The organism is Cohnella sp. 56, assembly GCF_037963805.1.
Classification (GTDB): Bacteria; Bacillota; Bacilli; order Paenibacillales; family Paenibacillaceae; genus Cohnella.
In genome coordinates this window covers 501255-526454 of the sequence record NZ_JAZDQE010000002.1, presented here as the reverse complement: position 1 = coordinate 526454, position 25200 = coordinate 501255, and the positions used below count along the sequence as shown (strand labels likewise).

Annotated in this window: 18 protein-coding genes; 1 reads left to right on the top strand and 17 read right to left on the bottom strand. The window is 61.0% G+C overall.

From position 1 onward, the window contains the following. Positions 1-45: 45 nt before the first annotated feature. From VQ071_RS05265 to VQ071_RS05215, 11 genes are all read right to left on the bottom strand, one after another. Positions 46-1026: a hypothetical protein gene (locus VQ071_RS05265; RefSeq protein WP_340512810.1), complete on the bottom strand. Its 981-nt coding sequence runs from the start codon at positions 1024-1026 to the stop codon at positions 46-48. Positions 1027-1127: 101 nt separating this feature from the next. Continuing rightward, complete coding sequence (locus tag VQ071_RS05260) at positions 1128-2255, bottom strand: glycoside hydrolase family 88 protein (RefSeq protein ID WP_340512809.1); 1128 nt, start codon at positions 2253-2255, stop codon at positions 1128-1130. Further along, positions 2242-4188, bottom strand: a complete 1947-nt coding sequence (locus VQ071_RS05255) for a heparinase II/III domain-containing protein (RefSeq protein WP_340512808.1) — start codon at positions 4186-4188, stop codon at positions 2242-2244. Before VQ071_RS05255 ends, VQ071_RS05260 begins: the two co-directional genes overlap by 14 nt. An 85-nt stretch (positions 4189-4273) precedes the next feature. Then, positions 4274-5419, bottom strand: a complete 1146-nt coding sequence (locus VQ071_RS05250; protein WP_340512807.1) for a right-handed parallel beta-helix repeat-containing protein — start codon at positions 5417-5419, stop codon at positions 4274-4276. Between the two features lie 42 nt (positions 5420-5461). Beyond that, entirely contained in the window at positions 5462-7501 is a 2040-nt protein-coding gene (locus VQ071_RS05245) for a hypothetical protein (RefSeq protein WP_340512806.1), read from the bottom strand. Positions 7502-7536: 35 nt separating this feature from the next. Beyond that, entirely contained in the window at positions 7537-9195 is a 1659-nt protein-coding gene (locus tag VQ071_RS05240) for a response regulator (RefSeq protein WP_340512805.1), read from the bottom strand. Between the two features lie 81 nt (positions 9196-9276). After that, on the bottom strand, positions 9277-10383 hold the full coding sequence (locus VQ071_RS05235; protein WP_340512804.1) for a glycoside hydrolase family 172 protein: 1107 nt from the start codon (positions 10381-10383) through the stop codon (positions 9277-9279). A gap of 40 nt (positions 10384-10423) precedes the next feature. Then, positions 10424-11308, bottom strand: coding sequence for a carbohydrate ABC transporter permease (locus VQ071_RS05230; protein ID WP_340512803.1), 885 nt, complete (start codon positions 11306-11308; stop codon positions 10424-10426). 56 nt (positions 11309-11364) lie between these two features. After that, entirely contained in the window at positions 11365-12264 is a 900-nt protein-coding gene (locus VQ071_RS05225; RefSeq protein ID WP_340512802.1) for an ABC transporter permease, read from the bottom strand. A 62-nt stretch (positions 12265-12326) separates the two neighbouring features. Then, positions 12327-13886, bottom strand: a complete 1560-nt coding sequence (locus tag VQ071_RS05220) for an extracellular solute-binding protein (RefSeq protein ID WP_340512801.1) — start codon at positions 13884-13886, stop codon at positions 12327-12329. 273 nt (positions 13887-14159) lie between these two features. Then, complete coding sequence (locus VQ071_RS05215) at positions 14160-15923, bottom strand: sensor histidine kinase (protein ID WP_340512800.1); 1764 nt, start codon at positions 15921-15923, stop codon at positions 14160-14162. A 188-nt stretch (positions 15924-16111) separates the two neighbouring features. Here VQ071_RS05215 and VQ071_RS05210 point away from each other — a divergent pair, with 188 nt between their 5' ends. After that, positions 16112-18538, top strand: a complete 2427-nt coding sequence (locus VQ071_RS05210; RefSeq protein WP_340512799.1) for an alpha-L-rhamnosidase-related protein — start codon at positions 16112-16114, stop codon at positions 18536-18538. A gap of 73 nt (positions 18539-18611) precedes the next feature. Here VQ071_RS05210 and rhaI read toward each other — a convergent pair whose 3' ends face one another. The 6 genes from rhaI to VQ071_RS05180 all read right to left on the bottom strand — a co-directional run bounded on the left by rhaI (position 18612) and on the right by VQ071_RS05180 (position 25163). Continuing rightward, the gene (rhaI, locus tag VQ071_RS05205) at positions 18612-19814 is read right to left on the bottom strand and encodes an L-rhamnose isomerase (protein WP_340512798.1); all 1203 of its coding nucleotides are present in this window, start codon (positions 19812-19814) and stop codon (positions 18612-18614) included. A gap of 45 nt (positions 19815-19859) precedes the next feature. Further along, positions 19860-20525, bottom strand: coding sequence for a ribulose-phosphate 3-epimerase (gene rpe / locus VQ071_RS05200; protein WP_340512797.1), 666 nt, complete (start codon positions 20523-20525; stop codon positions 19860-19862). Between the two features lie 26 nt (positions 20526-20551). Beyond that, positions 20552-21586: an alcohol dehydrogenase catalytic domain-containing protein gene (locus tag VQ071_RS05195; protein ID WP_340512796.1), complete on the bottom strand. Its 1035-nt coding sequence runs from the start codon at positions 21584-21586 to the stop codon at positions 20552-20554. Beyond that, complete coding sequence (locus tag VQ071_RS05190) at positions 21583-22641, bottom strand: galactitol-1-phosphate 5-dehydrogenase (protein WP_340512795.1); 1059 nt, start codon at positions 22639-22641, stop codon at positions 21583-21585. Before VQ071_RS05190 ends, VQ071_RS05195 begins: the two co-directional genes overlap by 4 nt. A gap of 17 nt (positions 22642-22658) precedes the next feature. Next, positions 22659-23567: a sugar phosphate isomerase/epimerase family protein gene (locus VQ071_RS05185; RefSeq protein ID WP_340512794.1), complete on the bottom strand. Its 909-nt coding sequence runs from the start codon at positions 23565-23567 to the stop codon at positions 22659-22661. A gap of 474 nt (positions 23568-24041) precedes the next feature. Beyond that, complete coding sequence (locus VQ071_RS05180; protein ID WP_340512793.1) at positions 24042-25163, bottom strand: GntR family transcriptional regulator; 1122 nt, start codon at positions 25161-25163, stop codon at positions 24042-24044. Positions 25164-25200 lie beyond the last annotated feature (37 nt).

Sequence of the window (25200 nt, the reverse complement as noted above, 5' to 3'; positions counted from 1 at the left end):
GCCGCGGCCTCCTCTCTTTTCCCCTGTCCGTTTTCCAGCTCTATCTCAAGCGAGGCCGCCGTCCGCCGAACGCCCCAAGCGCGCCTCAGGATCAAGAGAGACGGTAAAGTTCCACCGGTTGACGCCGTACGGCGGGACGGTTTTCACCTTTTTCAGCAGATGCGCCGCGTACACATCGTCCAAATAGCCGGTCGCCGGCTCCAGCGCCGCCGTATAGTCGCCTTTGAAGACGCCGTAATTGGCCCAGACCGCAAGGTAAGGCACATCGGCCGGATCGTACAGATAGGTCAGCGCCTCCCCCGTCGCCGGATCGAAGATGCCTGCTTTGCCCGTCGTCACGTCGCCTTCGAACCAATATTTCTCGGCATGCTCGCCGAGCTTGTCCCCGATCGCCGCCAGATCGATCTGCGGATCGCCGGCAAGCGGGTACGCGGTGCGCCCGTAGGGCTTGGGCGTCATGCGATCGCCGTGGGAATATTGGAATACGACCGCGTCCAGCTTCGAATCCGTGACCCAGCGCATCCCCGGCCGGATCGCCAGCAAATTGTGCGCGCACCACATATAGGAGAATGGAAAAGGCGCAGGGTTGCGCACCTCGTACGTCGTGATCAGATCCGGTCCCGAGAGCGTTAGCGTTTTGCCGAATATATAAGGGACCATCACCCCGTGCACCCGCAAGCAAACGGACGATGCCGCTAGCTCGCAGTCCCACGGCAGCGTCCACACCTCGCCATGATCCGGGTATACCGCGTGACGCCACGGCTCATCCGGGCACGGGCAGGCCAGTATGGTGGGGAACATCTCGTCCCAGCCGCTGCGGTCGCCGTCCTCCCACTGCATGCCGTATCGCAGCGGCGACCACGCGGCATCGCTCCGGAACACCCATTCCCGTCCGGTTGCCCGATCGAGCAAAGAGACGAGCTTGCCGCCCCGTTCCGGGACGAGCTCCACCCGAATCGACTCGTTCTCTCCGACTACGCTCGCATATCCTTCGAATTCCGACCTGCGCCATGTTCCTGCCGACATTTTGTTCATCTCCTTGTTCGATCCCGACGATCGGCGCCGGGCGCCCGCTTCGGCGAAGGTCGACTCCTCGCTGCCCATTGCCGCGGCGCGCTAGCGGCTCTCTACCAGAACAGCGCGGCGCCGCCTCTTAACTTGAACAGCGCTTCCGCGAAGAAGTAGTCGCCGTAAATAATCGGCACGTCCACGTTGGAATCCTTCGCATAATATCCGGTCGCATGCAGCAGCAGCCCCTGCTCCGCAAGCGCCCATGCCCCGTACTTCTCGTCCAGCGCCCGTACGATGTCCGCAGCGGCCGTGCGGTAGAAGCCGCCGTCCGTCTCGATGCAATGTGCCGCGATCTCCAGCAGACCGGCAGCCGCGATGGCCGCGGCCGACGTATCCCTCGGCATGTCCGCCGTATCCGGCAGCAGGAAATCCCAATAAGGAGCCTTGTCCGACGGCAGACGGGATACGAAGTAGTGGGCCGCCCGCTTCGCGGCGTCCAGATACCGCTCCTGCGCCGTATATCGGTAGCTGAGCGCAAAGCCGTACAGCGCCCATGCCGTCCCTCTGGCCCACGCCGAATCCGCGGCATAGCCTTGTCCGGCGATCGCCCCTTGGCGCGCCCCGGTCTCGGGGTCGAAGCAGACGATATGATAGGCCGATCCGTCCGGACGCATGAACTCGCGGAGCGCCATATCCGCATGCCGCATCGCGATCTGCTTGTACCTGGGATCCCCGATCTCCTCGGATGCCCAATAAAGCAGCGGCAGGTTCATCATGCAGTCGATAATCGCCCACCCGCTATGGTCTTCTCCGTCCCAGTCGGGCCATGCCCGGATAAAGCTCCCGTTCACGTTGAAGCGCCCCGCCAGCAGGTTGGCAGCCATCAAGCCATGACGCTTCGCAACCGGATCGCCCACCAGCTTGTATTGGGCCACGCTGCTCAGGCTGAACATGAAGCCGACGTCGTGATGCAGCTCATCGTACGCGGTGAGCGTCTCCCCCAGTCTGGCCTCCAGTTGCTCGGCCGTCTGCCTGAGCAGCTCGTCGCCCGTCTCCCGATAAACCAGCCAGAGCAGGCCGGGCCAGAAGCCCGCTCCCCAATCGTGCGGAGGACATGAATTGTAGACGCCGTTAAATGAAGCATGCGGGAAATGCGCGCCGATCTCCGCCGCATTCCGGGCGATTTTCGCCGCCGTCCGCTCCCATGCCGCATCGACCCACGATCCCGTTTCATGAACTGACATCGCTGTCATCTCCTTTCTGACCAAGCGTTGAACCGTCGTGCTTGTCTGCTTGCCGGTAGATCCGGATCGTCCGCGTCCCCGCGGCGACCGGCTCCTTCTCGCGCAGCACGATCCTGTTCATCCGCTCGCCCCAGTTGCGGATCAGTCTCGACTCCATGTTGGCGATGACTTCGACGGAGGCTTCAAGATGAGCCTCATCGAATTCGAGCACCGCCCATGCGCCCGGCGCGTATTCGAAGCGGATCGTACCGTCCGCAGCCGGGACCGGTTCGCAGGGCGTCATCAGGCTGTAGAAGATGTCCGCCGTCTCTCCGCTGAGTTCGAACCGATCCGTCACCTCGACCTGCGGGCGATCCGCGCGCGCCAGCTCGAATGTGCGGCGCCAAGCGCGGATGCCCGCCGCTTCCGGATAGGCGTCGGCTATGTCCAGCGACAGCCGGGACGCGCCGCCTGCCGCCGCCGCCGCTTCGGCCTCGTAGGCGGAATCCTTCGCGCGGTATGCTGCGCCGTTGCGCTGGAGGACACCGCGTACGGTAGGCAGATTGTGATACTGCGATTGCAGGTACCACAGCTCGTAGCGGTCCGGCCCGAACGTCTGCGCCGTATATTCCTCGGTGCCGACATCGACGAACAGCGGACGGCCGTCGACGAACACCATGAAGCTGCCGACATCGTTATGATTGTGGGATTCGAGATTATGTCCTCCCTTGGCGGCCAGGAACAGCCCCTGCTCGCTGCCCTCCCGCTGCCGGGCGGTCATGACCTGGGCGGACGGCAGCCAGGCATCCCGGACATAAGGCGCCTTGGCACCCGCTTCGAGCCGCTCCCGTTCCTGGAACAGCGCATGCAGCTGCGCGTACATCTCGAACCAAATATGGATGACGGGCTCGCCCTCCGGCAGGCTGGCGCCGAGATTTTGCAAGCGGATGTCGCCGGTGCTCTTGCCGTACCGGTACATGACGGCGCCTCCGATGAGCGGCTTGACGTCGCCGTCGGCAAAATCGACGAAGTAGCGTTCGTGAATATGCGCTTTGTAAATGTAGTTGCCGATATCGCCGATGAGCGGCTCGTCGAACACGTCGACGGCGCCGCCGGTGGCTGCGGCCAACAGCTCGAGCGCGACGTACAGGCCTCCGCCGGAAGGCCCCCAATACCCCGGCCCTTCATCGCAGCAGCCGTCCGGCGAATACGTATGGATGAATGCGTCCAGGCTGCGCATGATCTTGTGCACCGCCGCCGCACGCACATCCGGGTCTTCCTCGAGCAGCAGGAAGCCCATCAATGCGCTGCTGTTGCACCACGGATTCCAGTTGTTGACGCGGACGCCCTCCAGAAAGCCCATCCACCAATAGTCGTCCTTTTTCATGTAGGGAACGAGCAGACGCTCCCTCACCTCGGCCGCGATCCGCCGGCAGATGCGGGGGCTGACCGCATCGAGCCACTGCCGCATCGTATAACGAATCCAGATCAGCAGGTCCGAGGTCGCGCTGGTTACGAGCTCCACGATATGATCCGAAGCGTCCGGCATGCATTCCTGCATATTTTCCTTCGCGTGCAGCCGGTGAAGCGGCGGCACCCAGGTCGTCTCTTCGCAGATGACGAATATGCCGTTGATCACCTGGTCCAGAAATCTCCCCTTGCCTTCGATGCACTCCGCCAGCGCCAAAATGCCGAGCACGCTGCGGCGTTCGAACACCGACCTCGAACGCGTATCCAGCTCGCCGGACCTCCAGTACGCCATATAATGCTCGACCTTCAAGGCCGGCCAGACGTAATCCTTGTACTGCTCGGCCAGCGCGATCCACCGCTCTCGGGTTTCGGGCAGCAGCGCTTCCCAGGCGGGTCTGTCCTCCGCTGTTGGAAACGGGGTGATCCGGTTCGGCGGCAGAAGCGCCGCCTTCACATTCGACAATTCGTAACGGTCGGCCAGCATCCGGTTGTTCCTCTCCCTTCGAATCTTGCATGCGCTTGCATGCCCTGATCTTCAACTGTTCGTTGTCGTTCATTGTCTGCGGCTGTCAAAAGAACGTGAACCCGCTCGCCGATGCGTCCAGCCATACCGCCGTGCGCTGGCGGCCGGTATCATCGCCTTCGATGACGTTGCCGACGAATGCGTTGTCCGCCGAAGCGCCGTTGACATAGACGCCGAAGCCCGCCTTCTCCTCGCTGCCGTTGCCGGCAATGACGTTCCGCGACCACCGGTTGCCGACCGAGCCGTTCCCTTGTTTTTCCTCGCGGAAGTGGACGCCGCTCGCGCCGTTGTCCGAGATCACGTTGTCGTCGAACCGATTGTACGAATCCTTGTGGCCAATTGAGATGCCGAAGCTGCCGTTCCTACATATCCGGTTGTGGCTGAATTCGCCGTGCTGCACCCGCCAGCAGATGAACAGGCCGGCCAGCGCGTTGCCCTCGAGCGTGCAGTCCGTGACGATGCTGCGGACAGAGCCCGCGCCCGGGTGGAGACCCGACCCGGCGCAGCCGGTGACGGTGCAGGCGCGGACGGCGATGTCCTCGGTAATTTGCCACGATATGCCGTCCCCGTTGAAGTCTCTGACCTGCACGTTCTCGATGCGGCACGCTCCTGCCTTATACAAATAAATGCCTGCGCCCCTGCAGCCGCCGATCGGGTAATTGTCGGCTCCGGCGCCGTCCACGACCAGATCGCGAATTCGCGCGTGGCGGACGCCGCAGGCTTCAATGATCGAGCAGGCATTCGTCACCGTGCCGCCGTCGTCCGATCTGTAGTCCCGCTCCAGGTGGCGGTCGAAGTGAAGCACATTCCCCTCGATGCGCGTAATGGTCGCCGTGCTCTCGTCCCAGCCCCATCTCTGGGATTCGTCGAACAGCTGCAGCCCCATGCCGGGCTCGAACATCGCGGCATCCTCCACTTCGGCTTGCAGCTCTCCGTAATCGGCGTCTACCGTGAAGCGTGTCTTCACCCCGCCCGTCTTGCGCAAAATGGTGTCCGCGCCCGCTCCCTGCAGCGTGATCCCGTCGTACAGCCGGATTGGACCGGCGATGCGGAACACTCCCCGATCCAGCCGGACCGTCCCGCCTTCTCCGCCGCGGCGCAGCCGCTCGACCGCCGTCTGCACGGCATTCGACGTGAAGCCCTCGATGTCGCAGCCGGGTCCGCCCACCGTAATCGTGCTTCCTGTTTCCATCAGCATATTCGCCTGTTTCATCGGAATTTTCCTTTCCAGAGGTCAGCGGTTCAGCCCGTAGCGGTCCAGCAGCTCGGGATGATGCGCCTGCATCCGCAGATAGCCTTCCGCTGCCGCGCCGCTGCCCCAATCGAAGATTGCGAACAGTCCCATGCCGCCTCCGTTGTCGTCGGCGACGCCGTCATGGCCGTAATTTTCCATCATGAAGCCGTAATCCTGCTCGCCAAAAAACGGATGCGCCTTCTCCCACTGCGCCTTGGACCGCGAATTTTCCGGACAGTACATCATGACGAACGAGCACCGGAGCGCGGCAATCCCCCGCTGGATGTATTCCTCCCGGTTCAGCTCCAGCCCGTATTCGACGATGAGCTCGGCGAACAGGCTCTGGCGCGCGTCGTTCCACTCGCCGTCGCAGTTCATGACGCCGAAGCCGCCCAAGGCGCCGACATGGATGTACGGCGGCTGCCAGGAAGCCTGCGTCATGAGCAGCTCATCCAGACAACGCTCGCCGAGCTTCAGATACGCCGCTTCGCCCGTCTGCCGGTAGCAGGCCAGGAAGGCTTCCGCCGTCCAGAACATCGAGAAGTTGCATTGCTTGTACATATCGTTGCGGGCAACCTTTCGCCCGACCAGCTCCTCGCTGCCGTAGCGGCAGCAGGACCAATAGGTCTCGAAGTCCTCCCAGCGGCCGCTCGGCACGATGTACTGGGCGATCGCGTCCGCGGCCTTCAGCGCGGACTGCAGATACCTCGCTTTGCCGGTCAGTCGATGCAGCGTCAGCAGGAAGGTCGCCGACATGGCGCTCTCGGGAGAATCGTCCAGTATGCCCAGCGGCGCCAGCGTATCGCTATCCAGCCATGCCGGATAAAAGCCGCGCGCGTCCTGAAGCTCCACGAGCGCGTCCGCATATCGCACCGCATATTCGATCAGGCGTTGATCCTGCTCCAACTCGTCGTACCACCGGAGCATGAGCAGCGCCGTCCAGCTCATATCCAGAATATGATAAGGCGCCGTCCGCACCGGATGCCGGTCATGCGCGGGATTCCGGTTCGAATTGCCCCAATAGGCCGTCTCCCAGCCCAGCGAACGATTGACCGTCTCTCCGTCTATCGTCACCTGCTCCATATCCGTCGCAAGCACCGACGGGAACAGTCCGTTCCGCTGCGGAGCGGAGAGCGCCAGCTCCTTCGTCAGGCGCGCTCTGCGGAGCAGGTCCGGATCGCCGGTGGCCAGACCCTGCCGGTATACGCCCTGTGCCGAGCGCAGCGAGCTGAACCAGGCCTGATTCCAGACGGACCGGAATTCCCGTTCGTTGACGGGGCCCGGATAATTGGGACTCTGCGTCACATTGACGATAAAGACGGCAGCACCGACCGTCCGGCCGTCCAGCTCGAACTGCTGCCAGACGCTGTCCTGCCAGCTGTCGAACGCCCAGTCGTACGTGCGGCGGACCAGCCGCCCAAGCGGCAGCTCTGCCGGCGCGCCCTGCCGGAAGAGCGGTCCGCCCCACCGTGCCCACAGCAAGTCCAGCGCCGGCCGCCAGGGATTGGCCAGCGTGTCCGCGTCGTCGAATACCATGAGATAGCAGCCGACCTGCACCGTGCCCGCCGGATAGACGGCGCCGGGCGCCCGCTCGTACAGCACATGCTCCCGCACCCGGTACTCCGACATCCCCAGCGTCAAGCGATTCCGTCCGGCATCGTTGTCCATATACCAGCGGACGGGCGTCCCCGGGATCATCAGATCCAGATCCGGCACCAGGATGAGCACTTTGCCGTCGCCGCAGGCGATCAGCGCCGGAGAACGAAAGCTGTGCTGGTCGATAATGTGGCGATCCTCGGGGGTAAGATGCGGCGCCCAATGGAACGACGGCGCGAATGCCGGCTCGATCGCCAGCTGCCAGTCGTCCTGCCTGACTGTCGTCTCCAGCCGGAACGTCAGCGTCATGCGGACGACAGCGTCGGAGATCCGGCGAACGGCAACGTCCGGCCGGGCGGCGCCCAGCGTATCGCATGAGAGCCGACCGATATAGCGGCTAAGCGTCAGGTCCTTTTCCAGCGCGTCCAGCGTGATCGATTTCATTTGGTTTCCCCTTCCGTCCATGCAGCCTCGCGGCTTCAGCTTCTGCGCACGCCGTCCCTGAATTCCTGCGGCGTCTGCCCGGTCATCTTCTTGAAGCAGCGCGCAAAATACGCTGCGGATTCGAATCCGACCGCCCTGCCGATCTTATGGATTTTCTGCTCGCTGCCGATCAGCAGCTCCTTGGCTTTCTGAACGCGGTGATCGACGATATAGTCGGTCAGACTGAGCCCCGTCTCTTGCTTGTACAGCTTGGACAAGTACGAGGGCGACAGGTAGACGGATTCGGCCAGCCGCGTAAGCGAGAGGTCGCGGTCCAGATTTCTTTTAATGTAATCCTGTACGTTCCGGATGACCTCGTTGGTCTGCTGCTCGCTCTCGTCCGACTTCATGTCGAACAGCATGTCTGCGAGCTGCCGGAAGCTGGCGGTCGCCTCCCGCCAGGTCGCATGCTCTTCAATGCTGAACAGCTTGCTGATATTGAAGCGATCCGACACCTCCTTCATCAGCGCCCACCGGTTGATGTACGTGATGAACATGGAGACCATGGCGTAGAAGATCTCGACGGCCGTCCCGGTCCCGGAGAAGGAGGCGCCGTCCACCGTGCCCATGAATTGATCGAACAGCGCCATGAATTCCGTCCGCTGACCCTTCTCCAGAAAATCGGACAACAGCTGCGCCGTCCGTATCTTGGCTCTGCCGTCGTGCCCCTCCTGGATCGCTTCGAACAGCTGCTGGTCCGACAGCAGCACCTCCTGCCTCGTACCGAGACCCCGCGCGAACAAGAAGGACAGCGTATCGAAGCGCTGCGCGATCTGATCCCAGTCGAACGGCTCGCTGACCGTCATGAAGGAGCACGGGGTATTCAGATAGCTGCTGCACGAGGCTTGGATGAGCTCCATGTATCCGTTTATTTGGTGGATCGGCCAGGCGCTCCTCTCGTCGCCAGTCGTCACCTCGGAAGGCTGTTTGAACTGAAGCAGCCATACAAAGCGGTCCTGCCTGTATTTGATATGAACGATGCGGAACGCATCCTGGAGATACTCCTCTGCGATGTTGTGCACCGCATACAGGAACAGCATCTTGTCGGATTGTCCCATCTCTTCCTTCCAGGCGTCGACGCGGCCCAATATCATCAGCAGCGGTTCGTCCGCCTTCAGCGGAATCTGGAGCTCCTGCAGCTGGGCCTGGACCTCCTCCTTGTCCTTCAGCACCTCGGTCCCGTTCAGCAGATCCATCCAGAATTCCCGCTGCATCAGCGGCAGCGCCTGGGTCAAGCGGGTCTCGGCATTGCGGATCAGACGCTCTAGCGCCAGCTGCGAATCCAGCGCCTCGATCGCTTTGCGAACCGCCTTGAGAATCTGCGCATCGCCTTCGGTCTTGAGCACGTAATCCGTCGCGCCGTTCCGGCTGGAGCTGTGGATATAGTCGAAGTCGTTGTAGCCCGTCAGAAATATAACCTTGCACCGCGGCCAGCGTTGATTGATCTCCTTCTGCAGGGCGAGACCGTTCATCTCCGGCATCTCGATGTCGGACAATACGATATCGATGCGCGTCGAACGCAAACAAGCGAGCGCTTCGTGGCTGGAATAAGCCCAGTACAGCTCCAGCTCGGGGAACCCTTGGAGATCGGAGAAAAAATCGATCAGGCCGTCCACGATAATCGGCTCGTCGTCGACAATCAGCAATCTGTACATGGATACAAGCCTCCTCCGCTCCCGACATGCGCGGGAAGGCATCTGGCGGGATGGCGTCTGCCGGATGCCTTCTGCGTTTTTTTATTGGTCGGCCCGCTCCGGCCCCTTTTCCTTGTCGATCAGCAGGTCTGCCGAGCGCTCCTCGCGGCCTGGCAGCTGCGGGAACGGCACCGAAGGCAGCGTCTGGTACCAGTAGGCGACCGAGCAGTAGTCGTCGCTGCGCTCGAACAGACAGTTCTCCGCCGACGCGCCCGCCGCCGGATAGCAGACCGCGTCCTCGCCGTAGCCGAGCTTGGCGGATTCGCGCGGGCCGTATCCGATCTGCTGCACGGTTACCTTCAGCGAATCGCGAAAGTAGATCGGGTCCTTGCCGTGAAAACGGTAAATGGAAAACAGCGCGTTCGGATAGTCGACCATCGGCGCCCCCTGCTGAGACGTGTTCACTTCGCGCAAGCCCCAGGCGCTGCCCATATAATCCTCGAGCCCGGTCCCGCAAATGGTCGGGTATCGGTCGTCGTCGTCGATAAAAAACTTGACCTCGCCCTCCCCGAACCACGTCTTCTCCTGTAAAATGCTGCGGACGCCGATCACGGTGCCGAGATACACGCCCGTCCCGCGGATGCCGTCGACAATCGTGTAGTCCTCGAACAGCGGACACAGATTCGAGCGCCTGAATTGAGCGTGGAAATAGCCGGCGTCCTCGTCCAGCTTGTCGCCCAATGTAAAGTCGACCTGGTAAAACAGCAGATCGATATCAAAACCTGAGTCATTCTCGATCGTAATGCGCGCATGGGTCCTAAACGGCATCGGAATCCAGCAGTTGAAGCCCCGTTCGTCCTGCATCGAGACGTAATCCGACATCATGTTCCGCTGGCGGCCGTGCGCGACGCCGAAAAAGTCTCCCAGCGGCACCTCGACGCTCGGATGGCTCTGCCCGTCCCAATACATGCGGACGATCAGATTGCGCATGGCCCGCACGTTGCCTGGCGGGATGGTGCACCAGATATGGCGGACGATGCCCGTTCCGCTCACATCGAGCAGCGTCTGAACCGCATTGGCCTTGAACGGCCCGATGGCCGCCGAGCCTTTGCGGCCGTTATTCGCCTGTCCGCCCGCGCCGCGTTCGGCGGCCTTGTTTTCCGCAGTTGCGGCATAGGATCTGATATCGGATGCGCATGTATATAGCATGTATCGTATTCCTCCTTATGGGCTTGCCGGCGTGCGGCAACTATTCCTTGACGCTGCCCATGACGATTCCTGTCATGAAGAAGCGCTGCAGCAGCGGATAGATCAGCAGAATCGGCAGCGAGCCGAGAAAAATTTGCGCAGCCTTGATGTTGCGGTCCGACACGTTCTTCAGCTTCTCGATGTCGTCGAGCGACAGGTTGCTCATGTCCCGGGCTACGATAATCGTCTGCATATAGCTTTGCAGCGGATACTTGCTCGGCTGATTCATGTAGATGATGCCATCGAACCAGGCGTTCCAATGACCGACCGTCGCGAACAACGTAATTGTCGCGAGCGCGGGCAGCGACACGGGCACAACGATTCGCCACAGTGTGCTCCATTGGCTTGCGCCGTCGATGAACGAAGCTTCGAGCAGCTCCTTGGGGATGTTGCGGAAGAAGTTCAGCAGCAGAATGACGTTAAAGATCGGCAAGGCGCCCGGCAGCACCAACGCCCAGATGGTGTTCAGCATATGCATGTTTTTGATGACGACGTATGTCGGTATCAGACCTCCGTTGAACAGCATCGTGAACACGAACAGCCAGACGAAGGCCGTGCGGAACCGAAGCTGCGAGGCGTCCTTGGACAGCGGGTAGGCGACCAGGATCGTGATCAGCATGTTGATCGTGACGCCGAGCGCGACCCGCTCGAGCGTGATGCCGAACGAGCGGATGAACTCCGGCTTCGTCGCCACGTATTTGTACGCGTCGAGCGTAAAGTCGACCGGGAAAAACTTGACGAGACCGCTCGCCGCCGCGGAGCTCGAGCTGAAGGAGATTGCCAGCACCTGGATCAGGGGAAATATGCAGAGCAGGGAAAGCAGGGCCAGCAGCGTATAGTTGCCGTATATGAAAGCCGTGCGTCCCAGGCTGTTTCGTCGTACCATTGCGGCCCCTCCTTTAATTTAATCGCGATAGACGAACAATCGGCGCTTGGCGGCCGTCAAAATATCCGATAGTTGGCGAACCGGTACGCAAGCAGGTAAGACACCGAGATGAGTACGAACGAGACGACCGATTTGAACAGGCCGACGGCGGTCGCGACGCCGAACTGAAAGTTAATCATGCCGAGACGGTAAACGTACGTATCGATAATGTCGCCGGTAGAATAAACGACCGGACTGTACATATTGAATACTTGGTCAAAGCCCGCATTCAGCACGTTGCCGAGGCTGAGCGTGGCGAGCAGGATGATGATCGGGAGAATGCCGGGCAGCGTAATATACCATGTCTGCTTCCATCTGCCGGCGCCGTCCATCTGGGCCGCTTCGTACAAGTTCGGGTTGATGCCCGTCAGGGCCGCCAGGTAGACGATCGTGTTGAAGCCGAATTCCTTCCAGACATCGGATATGACCAGCACCGGCTGGAACCAGGACGGGGTGCCGAGAAAAAAGATCGGCTTGAAGCCCAGGAAACCGAGAAATTGGTTCACGATTCCCGTAGAGGGAGACAGGACGTCCATCAGAATGCCCGCGAGTATGACCCAGGACAAAAAGTGCGGCAAATAGATCAACGTCTGTACGCCTTTGCGGAAAAAAGCTTTGCCGACTTCGTTCAGCAACAACGCGACTGCGATCGGCACGACCAGTCCCGCCGCCATCTTCATGACCGCGATGGAGACCGTGTTGCGCAGCACGTTGATCGTATCGTCAAGCGAATAGACATATTTGAAATTGTCGAAGCCGATATACTTGGAGCCGAATAACCCCTTGGTCGGATTGAACTGCTGGAAGCCGATGGCCAGACCCGCCATCGGGACGTAGCTGAAGATAACGATTAGTGCAAGTCCGGGCAACAGCATGAGATACAGGCTGTAATCGCCAAGCTTGAATTTTTTGTTCATGGCCGCTGCCTTCCTTTCTTGCGAAGAGAGGGAAGCTCTAGCTCCCCTCTCCCCCGCGATAGTTATTTATGATTTTCGGCGTACCATTCGTTCACTTCTTGGGTGATCTGATCGCCGCCGGATTGCTTCCATGTCTGGACATACTGATCGAACGAATCGACCGGGTCGCCCAGAATAATTTTCGTAATCATCTTCGCTTCCAGGTCCATCAGGATCGAGCCCTTGGTCGCCATCGTGTTCGTCGGCGCGCCCAGGAACTCGTTGACCTTGATCAGGTTGTTGTCCTTATACTGGCCGAGCACGGAGAACGAACCCTCGGTGCCCCAGGTGCGGTCCGCACCCCACTGACTCAGATCGCCGTCCTGATAGTCTTTCAGCGCGGTATAATATTTTTTCTGCTCCGGGTTCAGGCCGGACGTATCGCCCGACTTCATCGCTTCGTTGACGGCGCGGAACGCGATCTGGTTTTTCTCCGGATGCTCTCCCTGGACCGCCGCATAGTCGAAGTAGCCGTAGCTCTTGCCGTCGACCGTGCCCGAATGGTACTTGTCCGGCTCGGCATTGTCGCTGAAAATATGCTCGAAGAACAAGTTCATCATCTTCACGATCGCTTCCGGATGCTTCACGCCCTTCTTGACGGCAAAGTTCCAGTAAGCGGTCGGATCCGGAACCTGGACCATCGCCGGCGTGCCGTCGACGGACGGGACCGGATAAGGCTTCCACTCGATGCTCGGATCGTTCTTCTTGGCGAGGCCGTCGATCGGCCAGCCGATGTTCCAGAAGTAGCCGAAGTGAACGCCCGCTTTGCCCTGGTTCTCGGCTTCGGCGGCTTTGGAGCCGTCGTAGACGACGAACTGCGGATCGATCGCGCCGGCCTTGTACAGATTCTGAAGCGCTTGCAGCGCCGGCTTCATCTCCGGCTGAATGCCGCCGTAGACCAGTTTGCCGTCGTTGTCTTTGATCCACATCGAGGTCGATGCGCTCGTGTACGGATACGCATGGAAGGCGTTGAAGAAGCCGGCCAGACCGGCATAGCCGTCATAGAAGTTTTTGCCCATCGTCAGGCCGATCGTGTCCTTCTTGCCGTTGCCGTCCGGATCCTGCGATACGAACGCCTTGATGATGTTGAGCAGGTCGTCCATCGTCTTCGGCTCCGGCAGATTCAGCTTCTTCCGCCAGTCCTCGCGAATCCAGACCATGTCTACGCCGTTCAGACCCCGCGTCGTGCCCGGGATCGCCATCAGCTTGCCTTCGAACGTGGCCGCCGTCATCGCCACGCCGTTGTTGGCCGTGTACGCTTCCTTCACGAGCGGCGACGCGTACTTGTCGAACACTTCGGTCATGTCCTGGACCATGCCCGCATCGACGAGGTTTTTCAGCTGCTTCGTATCGACCGGGAAAAAGTCGGGCAGATCTCCGGAGACGATGGAGAGGTTCGTCTTCTCCTCGCACTGCGTCCCCGACGTGCTGACCGTCCACTTGTTCGTCACGTTGATGCCCAGCTCATCTTGATACGCGCGATACCAGACGTTCTTGTCGATGGAATCGCCCGGCGGATACGTCTCGGCATCGTTCATGCAGCGAAACGTCGTCAGGTCGATCGGAGGATCGTATTTGCCCATTCCGTCGGGGGCTGCATTATCGTCTCCCGACGCCGTTGCGTCAGCCGATGTTGTAGCGCTTACATTGCTCGGGTCCTTACTGCTGCCTGTGTTGTTCGATTGGCTGCAAGCCGAAACGAGAAACATAAAAGCGAGACAAACGATTAGTACAAGCTTGGTTCCGCTCTTGCTCATCTGTGACCCCTCCGTTAGCTTTTTTTTGTTTGCACTTTGATTATAGGGGGGGTTGGGCGCCATAAAATATACTAAAAATTCGTCATTCGTTGAAGTTTCTCATTCTATTTCCGGGGACAGCCGTCTGTCGATGACGAGTTCGACCTTCAATCCCCCGTCCTTCCCCTTGCTGACGAAAATGCCGCTCGTTTTGCCGAATTGGAGCTGAAGACGCCGTTTGACGTTAAGAATTCCCGTCATTTCCTTTTCCGGATGAGACGAACGCAGGCTGGCTTGCAGCTGCAGCAGGCTCTCGTCGTCCATGCCGGGGCCATTGTCCTCCACCACGATCCTTAAAATATCGCCGCCTGTAATCTTGACCGTAATCAGTCCGTCCTCTCTCTTGCGCTCCATCCCGTATTTATAAGCATTCTCAATAATCGGCTGCACGATCAGCTTGGGCACCGGCACCTCCCGCAGGCTGTCCGGCAGCGGGTCGAATTCGATGTCGATGCGGTTGGAGAACCGGATCTGCTGAATCTCGACGTAAAGGCGGGCGTGCTTGATCTCCTGCTCGAGGGGAATCTCGGATGCGCCGCTGCGGGTGATGAACTGGAAGTATTCGCCCAGATATTGGCTGAACAGAATGACGTTGTCGATGTCGTCCATCTTGGCGAGCCGGTGCAGGATGAAGTAGGTATTGTACAAAAAATGCGGATTGATCTGCGACTGCAGCTGCTTGAGCTCGGAGTTCTTCACCCGGATCTCCTGCTCGTACAGCTTGTGGATCAGCTCCTTAAGCTTGACGACCATCGAGTTAAAGCCTTCGAACAGGTAGCGGAATTCGTCCTGCCCCTTCGGCAGCACAGTCGGCTCCAGGTAGCCGTCCTCCACCTTGCGGAACGAGAATACGAGCTTGTTGAGCGGCTTGTGAATAAGCCGATAGATCCATGTCGAGAAGACGGCGATGATGAGCATCGACAACAGCGCCAGCACCCAGAACCAGATCCGGTACGAATCCAGATCGCCCAATACTTCCCTCTCCGGGATGTAGACGAGCAGCTTCGTATCGATGACGGACGAATACTGATAAGACATCAGATAGGTCGTCGAGCCGACCTTCAAGGTCCGGGTCTCTCCCGGCGGGCCGGCGTCGCCCCGTTCGTCCGCGAACCGGTTCATCGCCGCCAGCACTTCCTTGTCGGTGTCGGTGGCGATCGTCCACTTCCGTTCTGCGTCGATGAGCACGGCTCCCGAATGGGGATAGTTCGCGAACTGCGCCATCGCTTTGCGCAACTCGGGCACCGAGAGCTGGATGAAAATGATATATTCCGGCTTTTTCTGCGCCAGGATCGCGACCGGATTGACGTAGCCGAGCAGCAATCTGCCCTTCACGTTGATGATGGAAGTGCCTTTTTCCCTATATTGATTCATGAACGCATCGACCGCCTCCCGGTCGAGCGAATAGTATGGATCCTTGTTCGAGATCGCCTTCCCGATCGTGAGCATCTGGACGCTGACGCTCTCGATGTACTTGCTCGACGTCTTGATGATCTCCATTTTCTCCTGCAGCCGCTTGATCGTCTCGCCCCATTCGAACCGGCCGAGCGTCGAGTCGACATAGACGAGCCGCTGCAGGTCTTTGTCAAGGTTGAAGCCCTGCTGGTGCTCGTACATCCGGTTCGCCTCCGTCTCCAGCGAATCGACGAAATAAGTCGTCTTGGAGCCGATCGAATTGTCGATTTCCTGCTTGACCGCCGCTTCGCCCTTCGCGTTGATGATGAGACTGAGCACGCACAGCGGCGTGATGACCAATAGAAATACGATCAAAATTTTGGGGTATATGGATCGCGAGCGGAATCCTTCGAATGTTTTACGCTGCATGACAGCCTGCGGCCTCCTGTCGGCGGTGAGTCGTGTGTGCTATCCTGCGAGCCTCCTTGCGGACATTATAAACCTCATCGTCTTCTTGACTTTTCATATCCTCTTTGCCGCAGCCGGGCGGCAGCCGGCCGCTTTTCATGTAGAATAAGGTGGCTTGTCCAGATCGTCAAGAAGGAGTGCCTTTCCAAATGGAAGAAAACAGAGCCTGGCAGGCCAAATGGATATGGCTTGGGGACTGTCCCGAAGCGGACAAGCACGACATCGTTTATTTCCGAAAAACGTTCTGCGTGCCGGCGCATACGACTTGCCGGTTGATCGTCGACGTATCGGCGGACAGCAGATACCGCTTGTACTTGAACGGAGCGTCGGTAGCTGCGGGGCCGTGCAAAGGCGACTCCTCCACCTACTATTATGAGACGATCGATCTATCGGCGCTCCTGAGACCGGGCGAGAATGTGCTCGCCTGCAAAGCCGTTCACTTTCCCTATGTCATGCACGGCAAGTCCGCCGCCGGCAGCCCCGCCTCGGTATGGCGCTCGGAGCGCGGCGCCTTCCTCCTGAACGGCGAGCTGGCCGATGCGGACGGAGGCGTCATCGAGCGGCTGCACAGCGGGCCGTCCTGGCGTGCGCTTCGCGACCGAGCGGCGAGCTACCAGCGGGAGACGTTCACGCTGTTCGTCGGCGGCGCGGAGACGGTTGAAGGCGCGCTCGTGCCGCACGGCTGGGAGCGGCCGGATTACGACGACCGCGATTGGCCCCTTGCATGCGAAGTCAGCGATACCCACGACCGCACCTGGGGCGCGCTGATGCCGTGGCAGTTGACCGCGCGGACGATTCCGGCGCTGTACGAGACGGAGCGCGAGTATGTCCGGGTCATGCGGTCGGGCCGAATCAAGGACGGCGCGGAGACGGTGCGATACGAGGCGCGTGAGGATGCGGCCGCTCGCGCCGCGGCCGCATCGCGGCTGAGCGGGCATCTCGTGCCGGCGGGCGAGACGCATTGGTTCGAGCTCGATGCCGGCGCCCTCACGACCGGCTATCTGCAGCTCCGGCTTGCCGGAGGCAACAGTGCGCGCATTCGTATGCTGTGCTCGGAGTGTTACGAGTATCCGCCCGAGCCAGGCGGCAGGCGCGTCAAAGGTATCCGCGACGAATGGCGGGCAGGCAAGGCGCTGTACGGGCCTGCCGACGAATATACCGCCGCCGGCATCGGGAGCGCCGCGCGCCCCGAGCGCTACGAGCCGTTCTGGTTCCGCGGCCTGCGATTCGTCCGGCTGGAGATGACCGCGCTGAATGAGCCGCTCGCCCTGCTGGGATTCAATTACCGGGAGACCGGCTACCCGCTTGAGGTCAAGGGACGATTCGCTTGTTCCGACGCGACATTGACCCCGCTGTGGGACATCAGCCTGAACACGCTGGCCCGCTGCATGCACGAGACCTATGAAGATACGCCGTATTATGAGCAGATGCAGTACACGATGGATACGCGGCTGCAAACTCTGTATACCTATATGACAAGCGGAGACGACCGACTTGCCGCCAAGGCGATCTATGAATTTCACAGCTCGCTGCTTCCTTCCGGTCTGCTGCAGGCGCGTTATCCGTCAGTCGTGCCGCAGGTCATCACGGGCTTCTCGTTTTTCTGGATTCTGATGGTGTACGATCATTATATGTTCTTCGGGGATGCGGCCCTCGTCAAGCGCTACCGCCCGACGATCGACGCCGTGCTGGCATGGTTCGACCGCCGGCTCGGCGCCGACGGGCTCGTCGGCCTGCTCCCGGAAGGCTACTGGCAGATGATCGACTGGGTCGAGGAGTGGAAGGAGCTGTACGGCGCTCCCCCGGCCAGCCGTACAGGCCCGCTCACCGTCATCAATCTGATGTACGCCGACGCCCTGCACAAAGCGGCCGCGCTGAACGCCTGGACCGGACGCGACGATGTGGCGGCCGAATACCGGGAACGTGCGGCGCGCGTCAATGCCGCCGTGCGCGCCGCCTGCTTCTCCGCCGAGCGCGGCCTGTTCAGGGACGGCCCGCAGGCGGAGCAGTACAGCCAGCACCCGCAGATCTGGGCCGTGCTGTCCGGCGCCGTCGGCGGCGAAGAAGCGGTCCGCCTGATGGCGCGGATGCTCGCCGAGCCCGAGCTGCCGCGCGCCTCCATCGCGTACGTGCATTTCCTGTTCCGCGCCTTGGCGAAGACCGGTCTGTACGATCGGGCCGCGCCCCTGTGGGACATCTGGCGCGAGCAGGTCGGGCTGGGCCTCACCTCGTGGGTGGAGGACCCCGTCTGGCAGCGCAGCGACTGCCACGGCTGGGGCGCCTCGCCGCTGTACGAATTTCCGGCCGAGCTGCTCGGCATCGCACCTGCCGAACCGGGCTATGCCCGGATCGCGGTCGCGCCGCGTCCCGGCCCGCTCCGCTGGGCGTCCGGCGCCGTCCCTACCCGCGCCGGACCGATCGAGGTCGACTGGCGGATCGACGATGACGGCACGTTCCGCCTGCGGATCGACGCGCCGCCCGGCATCCCCGTGAGCGTGACGCTGCCCGACGGCACGACCGCCGAGCTGCCGCAGGCGGACGGCGCCGAGCTGACCTGCGGCGCGAGTCCGAATTAACAGCCTATCCGAAAAGCCGGCCCCGGGTCAATCGCCCGAAGCCGGCCTTTGTCGTGTGCGCTGCTCCCGCCGCTCATCCTCTGGCGCGCAGCTTATCCAAATATCCGCTGTCGTAGAAAGCCTGCATCGGGTCGGCCGGCAGGCCGTTCGCTTCGCGGAACGCCGCCAGCAGCGGGCCCACGTCCTGCTCGAACGCGCTGCGAACCGCATGCTCGGCGCCGAGCACGTCCTGGCGCTCCTGCGCCAGCCTGACCTCCTCGGGGTTGACCAGCAGCGCCTTCGCGAACTGAGTCTGCACGTTCAGCACGGAACGGATCATCGCCGGCACCTTTTCTTCGATATTGTGGCTCTGATCAATCATGTAGGCGATGTCGGCCGCCTGCTTCCTGACGCCGGCATCCCGATCCCGCAGCGCATCGACGATCTGATAGAAAATAAGAAACAGCTCATAGGGATTCATGGAGCCGACGATCAGATCGTCGTCCCCGTACTTGCGGCTGTTGAAATGAAAGCCGCCCAGCTTCTTCTCCCCCAGCAGGTAGGCGACGATGTGCTCGATGTTGGCGCCCTGCGCATGATGGCCGGTGTCCACGAGCACCTCGGCCTGCGGTCCGAGCTTGCCGGCCATATTGTACGCCATGCCCCAATCCGCGAGATCGGTATGATAGAAGGCCGGCTCGTAAAATTTGTACTCGATCAGCATCCGCATGCCTGGATCGAGCTTGGCGTACACCTCCTGCAGGCACTCCCGCATCCAGATCACACGCTGCCGGATCGGCGCCTGGCCGGGATAATTGGTGCCGTCCGCGAACCACAGGCTCAGCGCGCCGGACCCGACCGTCTTCGCGATGTCGACGCATTCGAGCAGATGGTCGGTTGCCTTGCGGCGCACGGCGGCATTGCCGTTCGTGACGCTGCCGTGCATATATTCCGGCTCCTGGAACAGATTGGGGTTCACCGCTCCGATCCGCAAGCCTTTGGATTCGGCGTACGCCCTCAGCTCGGCATAGTTGTCCGTCCGATCCCACGGAATATGGATGGCCACGGCAGGGCATGCCCCTGTACAGGCGTGTACGACGGCCGCATCGTCGATCTTCTCGAACGGCGTCCGCGCCGCGCCGCGGTAGTGGAACGTCTTGAACCTCGTCCCCTGGTCCGCATACCCCCAAGAAGGCGTCTCGATCGCGAGCGCTTTGAGCGCCGCCTTCACTTCGTCCAGGTTTATGCCTCGCTCGCGCTGTTTTTGTTCAAACCAGGCATATGCCCGATCGGTCATCTTCACCCGCCCCTTTCCGCTTGTAGCTGCCATAACGTCATGCCGCTAGGCGATCGCTTCCTTCAGCTCTCTGGTCAACGCCAGCAGATCCGCCCCCGGCTTGAATACGCTCGATGTCCCCGCTACAAAAATATCCGCCCCGGCTTGCCGCATTTTCCTGGCATTTTCCATGCTCACGTTGCCGTCCACTTCGATCTCGATATGACCGTAGTTGCGTTCGCCCAAAAACCGCTTAAGCCGCGCGATCTTGTGCAGGGTAGCCGGCACCAGCTTCTGGCCCGCGAAGCCGGGGTTCACCGTCATGATCAGAATCATGTCCACGTCGTCGAGCACATCCTCGATCGACAGCACGGAGGTGGACGGATTGAGCGCCACGGAAGCCTTCGCGCCGAGCGACTTGATCTGCTGCAGCGTCCGCTGCAGATGAGGGGTCGATTCCTGATGCACGGATACGATATCCCCCTCCCGGACCGGGAACAGATGCAGATGCCGCTCGGGATGATCCACCATCAGATGATAGTCGAGCGGTACGCGTGTCGCATGGCGGACGGCATGCACGAAGTCCGGACCGAGCGTGAAGTTCGGAACGAACGCGCCGTCCATGATGTCGACGTGAAGATAATCGACGCCCGCCCGGTCCAGCGTGGACAGCGTATCCTCGAGATGCAGGAAATCGGCGCACATGAGGGACGGCGCAATTTTACCACCCATCGGCTTGCTTCCTCCGTTCGCGCCCGTCAAGGGTTGATGATGACGCGCATGCCCGCATGGCTTTCCGCCGTGGCGATGGCGTCCGTTATCGATTCAAGGGGGTACCGGTGCGAGATATACTTTTTCATATCGATAATGCCGGTGTTGATCAGCTCGACCGCCTTCTGATGATGGCGCGGCAGCGAGCCGTGGGCGCCGTGAACGAACAGCTCCTTGTAATGAATGATGTTCGTATCCAGTGTGACGAGGGATTGATCTTTGGGAAGTCCGCCGAAAAAATTGACTCTGGCGCGGTTTTTGGCCATATGGACGGCATCGACCTGGGCCTCCGGCGACGGATTGCACGTAATGACGATATCGGCGCCAAGCCCCCCTGTCTCTTCAAGGACGCGTTCGATCGCATTCTCCTCCGCCGAGCATATATAAGCGTGCGCGCCGAGTCCCTTCGCCATCTCCAGCCGGGGCCGGGAGCGGTTGACGAGCAGCACGCGCGCGCCCATCTTCAGCGCGACCTCGACCAGCATGCACCCGATCGGACCGGCGCCGATCACGACGACCGTGTCCCCGATGTTGACGTTCGACAGCTCCAGTCCGTTGAGCACGCATGCGAGCGGCTCCGCCAGCGCCGCTTCGTCGTAGGAGATATGATCCGCGATCTTGTGGATCGGGCCGTAATGGACGACCGTCTTGTTCAGCAGGACATATTCGGCGAAGCTGCCCGCGAATTGATAGCCGAGCGCATAGTTGATCTGGCAGTTGTTGCCCATGCCCGCTTCGCAGAAGATACAATTGCCGCAAGGGACGTCCGCCCCGAGAGATACGCGGTCGCCCACGGCGAATTTGTCGACGTTGCGGCCGACCTTCACGATGCGGCCCGATGCCTCGTGGCCCAGCGTCTGGGGCAGCTCGACCCGGCTGTTGCCGTGGTGGAAAATCCGAATGTCCGAGCCGCAGATGCCGACGGCTTCCACCTTCATCAGCATGCTGTCGTCGTCCGGCTCCGGCAGAGGCAGTTCCTTGATTGTCATTCGTTCGAGCGCTTCCAATACGGCGGCTTTCATGGCGACGCCTCCTCTTTGCTGTTGAGTAACATGACCTTGTTATAAAAAGCGCTGCGGTCCCGCATCATCTCCATCGCCTCAAGCAGCCCGTCCAGCGGCATCCGGTGCGTCACGAGCGGCAGCAGATCGATGCGGCCTGAAGCCATCGCGTCCACGACAAGCTTCCATTCGTTTTTCGGCAAACTTGCGTATCCTGAATTCCAGGTCCCCTTCAGCGTCAGCTGCTTGCGCATGATCTCCCAGTACCCGTGCTGCGACAGCTTCATCTCGCCTCCCGGATTGCCCATCAGGACGACGCGGCCGAAGCTGCGGACAGCCTTCACGCACACCTCGAGCGATGAGGAGCCTCCTGCGCCTTCGACGGCGACGTCGACGCCGCGGCCGGTCAACCGGCGGGCCCATTCGGCCGCGTCTTCTGCCAGCGCGTTCACCGTATCCGCGAAGCCCAGGGAACGGGCGAACGCCAGCTTGGCCGGATCGATATCGGACAGCAGCACCTTGGAGGCGCCCCAGGCGTACGCCCATTTGGCCAGCATGATGCCGATCGGCCCGGCGCCGCTGATCAGCACCTGGTCGCCGATGTCGATCCCCGCCTGCCGGAGCGCGTGCAGGGCGACTGCCGCCGGCTCCGTCATCGCGAGCTCCTCGTAGGTCAGGCTGTCCGGCGCCGGAACGACGTTCCAGAGCGGCACGGCGATGTATTCGGCGAATGCCCCGTCGCGTCTTGAGCCCATGTAGTCGTAGCGCTCGCACTGCGCGAACTCTCCGATCTCGCACGGCGCGCAGCTGCGGCACGGCATGAGCGGGAACACGGCGGCCTTGCGGCCGATCAGTCCCGGATCGACGCCTTCGCCTGCGCTCACGATTTTGCCCGCAAATTCATGTCCCGGTATCGTCGGGAAGCTGTAGGTGCCTTTCGTAAAGACGCGCGGAATGTCGGAGCCGCATACGCCGCAAGCTTTGACCTGGATGAGCACCTCGCCCCGATCCGGCGCCGGCCGCTCGACCTCCTCGATCCGAAGGTCGCCGACGGCGTGAAGCACGGCTGCTTGCATCTGCCTATCCCCTCCGTTCACTGTTCGACGAACTGACGCCAGTACGCGACGGACTCCCGATGGTCCTCGATGATCCGGAACTCCGTCGACCAGGCTTCGCGATGCGAGATCTCGAAGACGATCTCGGCTTCGGCCGCGCCCGACTGCTCGATCGCGGCCAGCAGCGGCTCGCCGTGGATAATGCCCAGCTTGTTGTACGCTTCCGTGAACGGCCAGTGCCGGCTGTGATCCTTTTCCGTCTGCTGAATATGAATGATCGGCGACACGCTGCCCAGCTCCCGGACCCAGCGGTAAGGATCGCGGTCGTCGGGATGCGGCGCATGGCCGACGTCCAGGCACAGCTTGAACGGAAGGCCCGATCCGTCGTTCAGCCGCGCCAGCAGCTCCCGCGTATCCTCTACGGTGTTCGCCATCTCGCGCGGAATCGACATCGGCTCGAACAGCAGATGCGTCATACCGAGGTCCTTGCAGTACCAGCTCAGCTCCTGCCAGCTTTTGATGGCTTCGCTGATGATGTATTCCCGGCGCGCCGGATCGTCGTAATCGGCGAATGTCAGGATGCCGAAGTGGCTGCCGGTCGACTTCGCGCCCATCTCTGCGGAGACGCGCGCGAACTTTTTGAACCAATCCAGCCATACCTTGCGGGTCGCGGCATCCGGGTGCATGAAGTGATTGACGCGGGTGAAGGCGCTCGTGAACGTACTGGTCACATTCAGTCCGTACTGCTGCGTGCTGCGGTTGATTCGTTCGACCTGCTCGCGTACGATCGATTCCGGCAAAAAAACGTTCAAGAGGTCGGCGACGAACTGGACGTTTTTGATGCCCAGCTCCTCGGCGACGATCCGCGTCCATACCTCGGGCTCCACATACTTGTTGACGGCAAAGCCCAGATTGATGCCCAGCTTCAAATCGGGATTTCGTTTCACTGAATCACCTCTGATACTTTTAATTAATATTAATACTATTATGTATCACTGATACATACAATCGTTTCTTTGTATAAAATGTTGCCTGCCTCCTGTTTACCGGGGCCGCGGCGCAGCGATGCATACTCCAGCGAGGCTTCCCAGGCGCGCAGACCGCGTCTGCGAGAGAGGAAACCTGCAAATTAACATCTTTTTTTCGTGTGCGGCGTGCATTGAGCGTTAAAAGCTGCAAATCCGCAGGCTTTTGCCCTCTCCTCTGTACCGATGGCGGACTTCGCAGCCCAATAGATGCTGATTTGCAGGCTTTTCGCCTCGACCCGACCGGCTCGCCAAAAAGCCTGTACGGATGCAGGTTTTATGAGCCGTTTCCGCCTTCCCTCTGTACGGCGGGCACAAAAAGGCCGCTCCGTCAACGCATCGGAGCGGCCTGATATTTATAGGAGTAAGCAAGCATGGCGGCCCACAGAGCCGGATTCAGGGCTTGTCGGCGCGGCGGGATACGCTCTCCCGTACGACTAACGTCGTCGGCTGTTTGACCGAGGGAGGCATGCGTTCAGGGTGCTGCATCCGCTGCAGCAGCAGCTCGACCGCCGCTTCGCCCAGCGGCTCGGGCGGCTTCCGTACGGTCGTGATCGGGACGACCGACCGCTGCGCGGCCGCGGAATCGGTAAATCCGGCCACGGACAAACGTCCGGGAACGTCGATGCCATGGCGGACGCAAGTATTGATCGTCAGATTGGCGAGCAGATCGTTGGCACAGAAGACGGCGCTCATCTCCGGATGCGCCAGCACAAAAGCGAGCAAATCCTTCTGCCTGCGCGCTTCGTCCGCTTCGGGGGCATCCGCGCAGATGTAGCTTAACGATCTGGAGAACGGAATGCCGCAGTCGAGCAGCGCCTGAAGATATCCGTGATACCGCTCCTCCCGGCTCATGATGCCCTCGATATCCTCGGTGATGAATCCGATCTGGCTGTGGCCCTGCCCGATCAGCCAGGAGGTCAGATCGTAGGCGCCTTGATAATGATCATGGGATACGCTCGGGATGTCGATCTCCCGGAACGCCCTATCGACGATCACGATCGGGAAGCTGGACAGATGAAGCCGGAGCACTTCGTGGCTGCAGGCTTTGCGGTTGCCGGGAAACCAGATCACGCCGCCGATCTCCTGCGCGGAGGCCGCTTCCTTGATCATCTCCTCCTCGGTCTCCGGCACGCCGCCGGATATGTGCAGAGCGATCTCCACGCCGTGCCGTTTGCCCGCCAAAATGGCGGCCTCCACGATCTTGCCGGCGTAGTCGTCGATGGCCGGCAGCACGACGGCCAGCTTCGCTCCCCCGCCCGCGCCGCCGACGCCCGGCTGCTCCGCCAGGAAGGTGCCGCGCCTGGGCAGACGGTAGACGACGCCTTCCTTGGCGAGCGCGGTCAACGCTTCTTTGCTCGTTCTCGTGCTGACGCCGAACAAGGCGGCCAGCTCGACCTCCGAAGGCAGCGGATCGTGGGGCTGCAGCCGGCGCTCCGCGATCATTTCTATAATTTTCAGCCGCATCTGTTCATACAGGACGAGCGGTCCCTTCACGAGCTTCTTCCCGGCGTCCATATGCCCGCTCCTTTATCGCCAATTCATTCTCTGATAC

Coding starts and splice junctions, on each gene's coding strand:
- VQ071_RS05265 (WP_340512810.1), bottom strand. CDS start 1,026: ATGTCGGCAGGAACATGGCGCAGGTCGGAATTCGAAGGATATGCGAGC.
- VQ071_RS05260 (WP_340512809.1), bottom strand. CDS start 2,255: ATGTCAGTTCATGAAACGGGATCGTGGGTCGATGCGGCATGGGAGCGG.
- VQ071_RS05255 (WP_340512808.1), bottom strand. CDS start 4,188: ATGCTGGCCGACCGTTACGAATTGTCGAATGTGAAGGCGGCGCTTCTG.
- VQ071_RS05250 (WP_340512807.1), bottom strand. CDS start 5,419: ATGGAAACAGGAAGCACGATTACGGTGGGCGGACCCGGCTGCGACATC.
- VQ071_RS05245 (WP_340512806.1), bottom strand. CDS start 7,501: ATGAAATCGATCACGCTGGACGCGCTGGAAAAGGACCTGACGCTTAGC.
- VQ071_RS05240 (WP_340512805.1), bottom strand. CDS start 9,195: ATGTACAGATTGCTGATTGTCGACGACGAGCCGATTATCGTGGACGGC.
- VQ071_RS05235 (WP_340512804.1), bottom strand. CDS start 10,383: ATGCTATATACATGCGCATCCGATATCAGATCCTATGCCGCAACTGCG.
- VQ071_RS05230 (WP_340512803.1), bottom strand. CDS start 11,308: ATGGTACGACGAAACAGCCTGGGACGCACGGCTTTCATATACGGCAAC.
- VQ071_RS05225 (WP_340512802.1), bottom strand. CDS start 12,264: ATGAACAAAAAATTCAAGCTTGGCGATTACAGCCTGTATCTCATGCTG.
- VQ071_RS05220 (WP_340512801.1), bottom strand. CDS start 13,886: ATGGGCAAATACGATCCTCCGATCGACCTGACGACGTTTCGCTGCATG.
- VQ071_RS05215 (WP_340512800.1), bottom strand. CDS start 15,923: ATGCAGCGTAAAACATTCGAAGGATTCCGCTCGCGATCCATATACCCC.
- VQ071_RS05210 (WP_340512799.1), top strand. CDS start 16,112: ATGGAAGAAAACAGAGCCTGGCAGGCCAAATGGATATGGCTTGGGGAC.
- rhaI (WP_340512798.1), bottom strand. CDS start 19,814: ATGACCGATCGGGCATATGCCTGGTTTGAACAAAAACAGCGCGAGCGA.
- rpe (WP_340512797.1), bottom strand. CDS start 20,525: ATGGGTGGTAAAATTGCGCCGTCCCTCATGTGCGCCGATTTCCTGCAT.
- VQ071_RS05195 (WP_340512796.1), bottom strand. CDS start 21,586: ATGAAAGCCGCCGTATTGGAAGCGCTCGAACGAATGACAATCAAGGAA.
- VQ071_RS05190 (WP_340512795.1), bottom strand. CDS start 22,641: ATGCAAGCAGCCGTGCTTCACGCCGTCGGCGACCTTCGGATCGAGGAG.
- VQ071_RS05180 (WP_340512793.1), bottom strand. CDS start 25,163: ATGGACGCCGGGAAGAAGCTCGTGAAGGGACCGCTCGTCCTGTATGAA.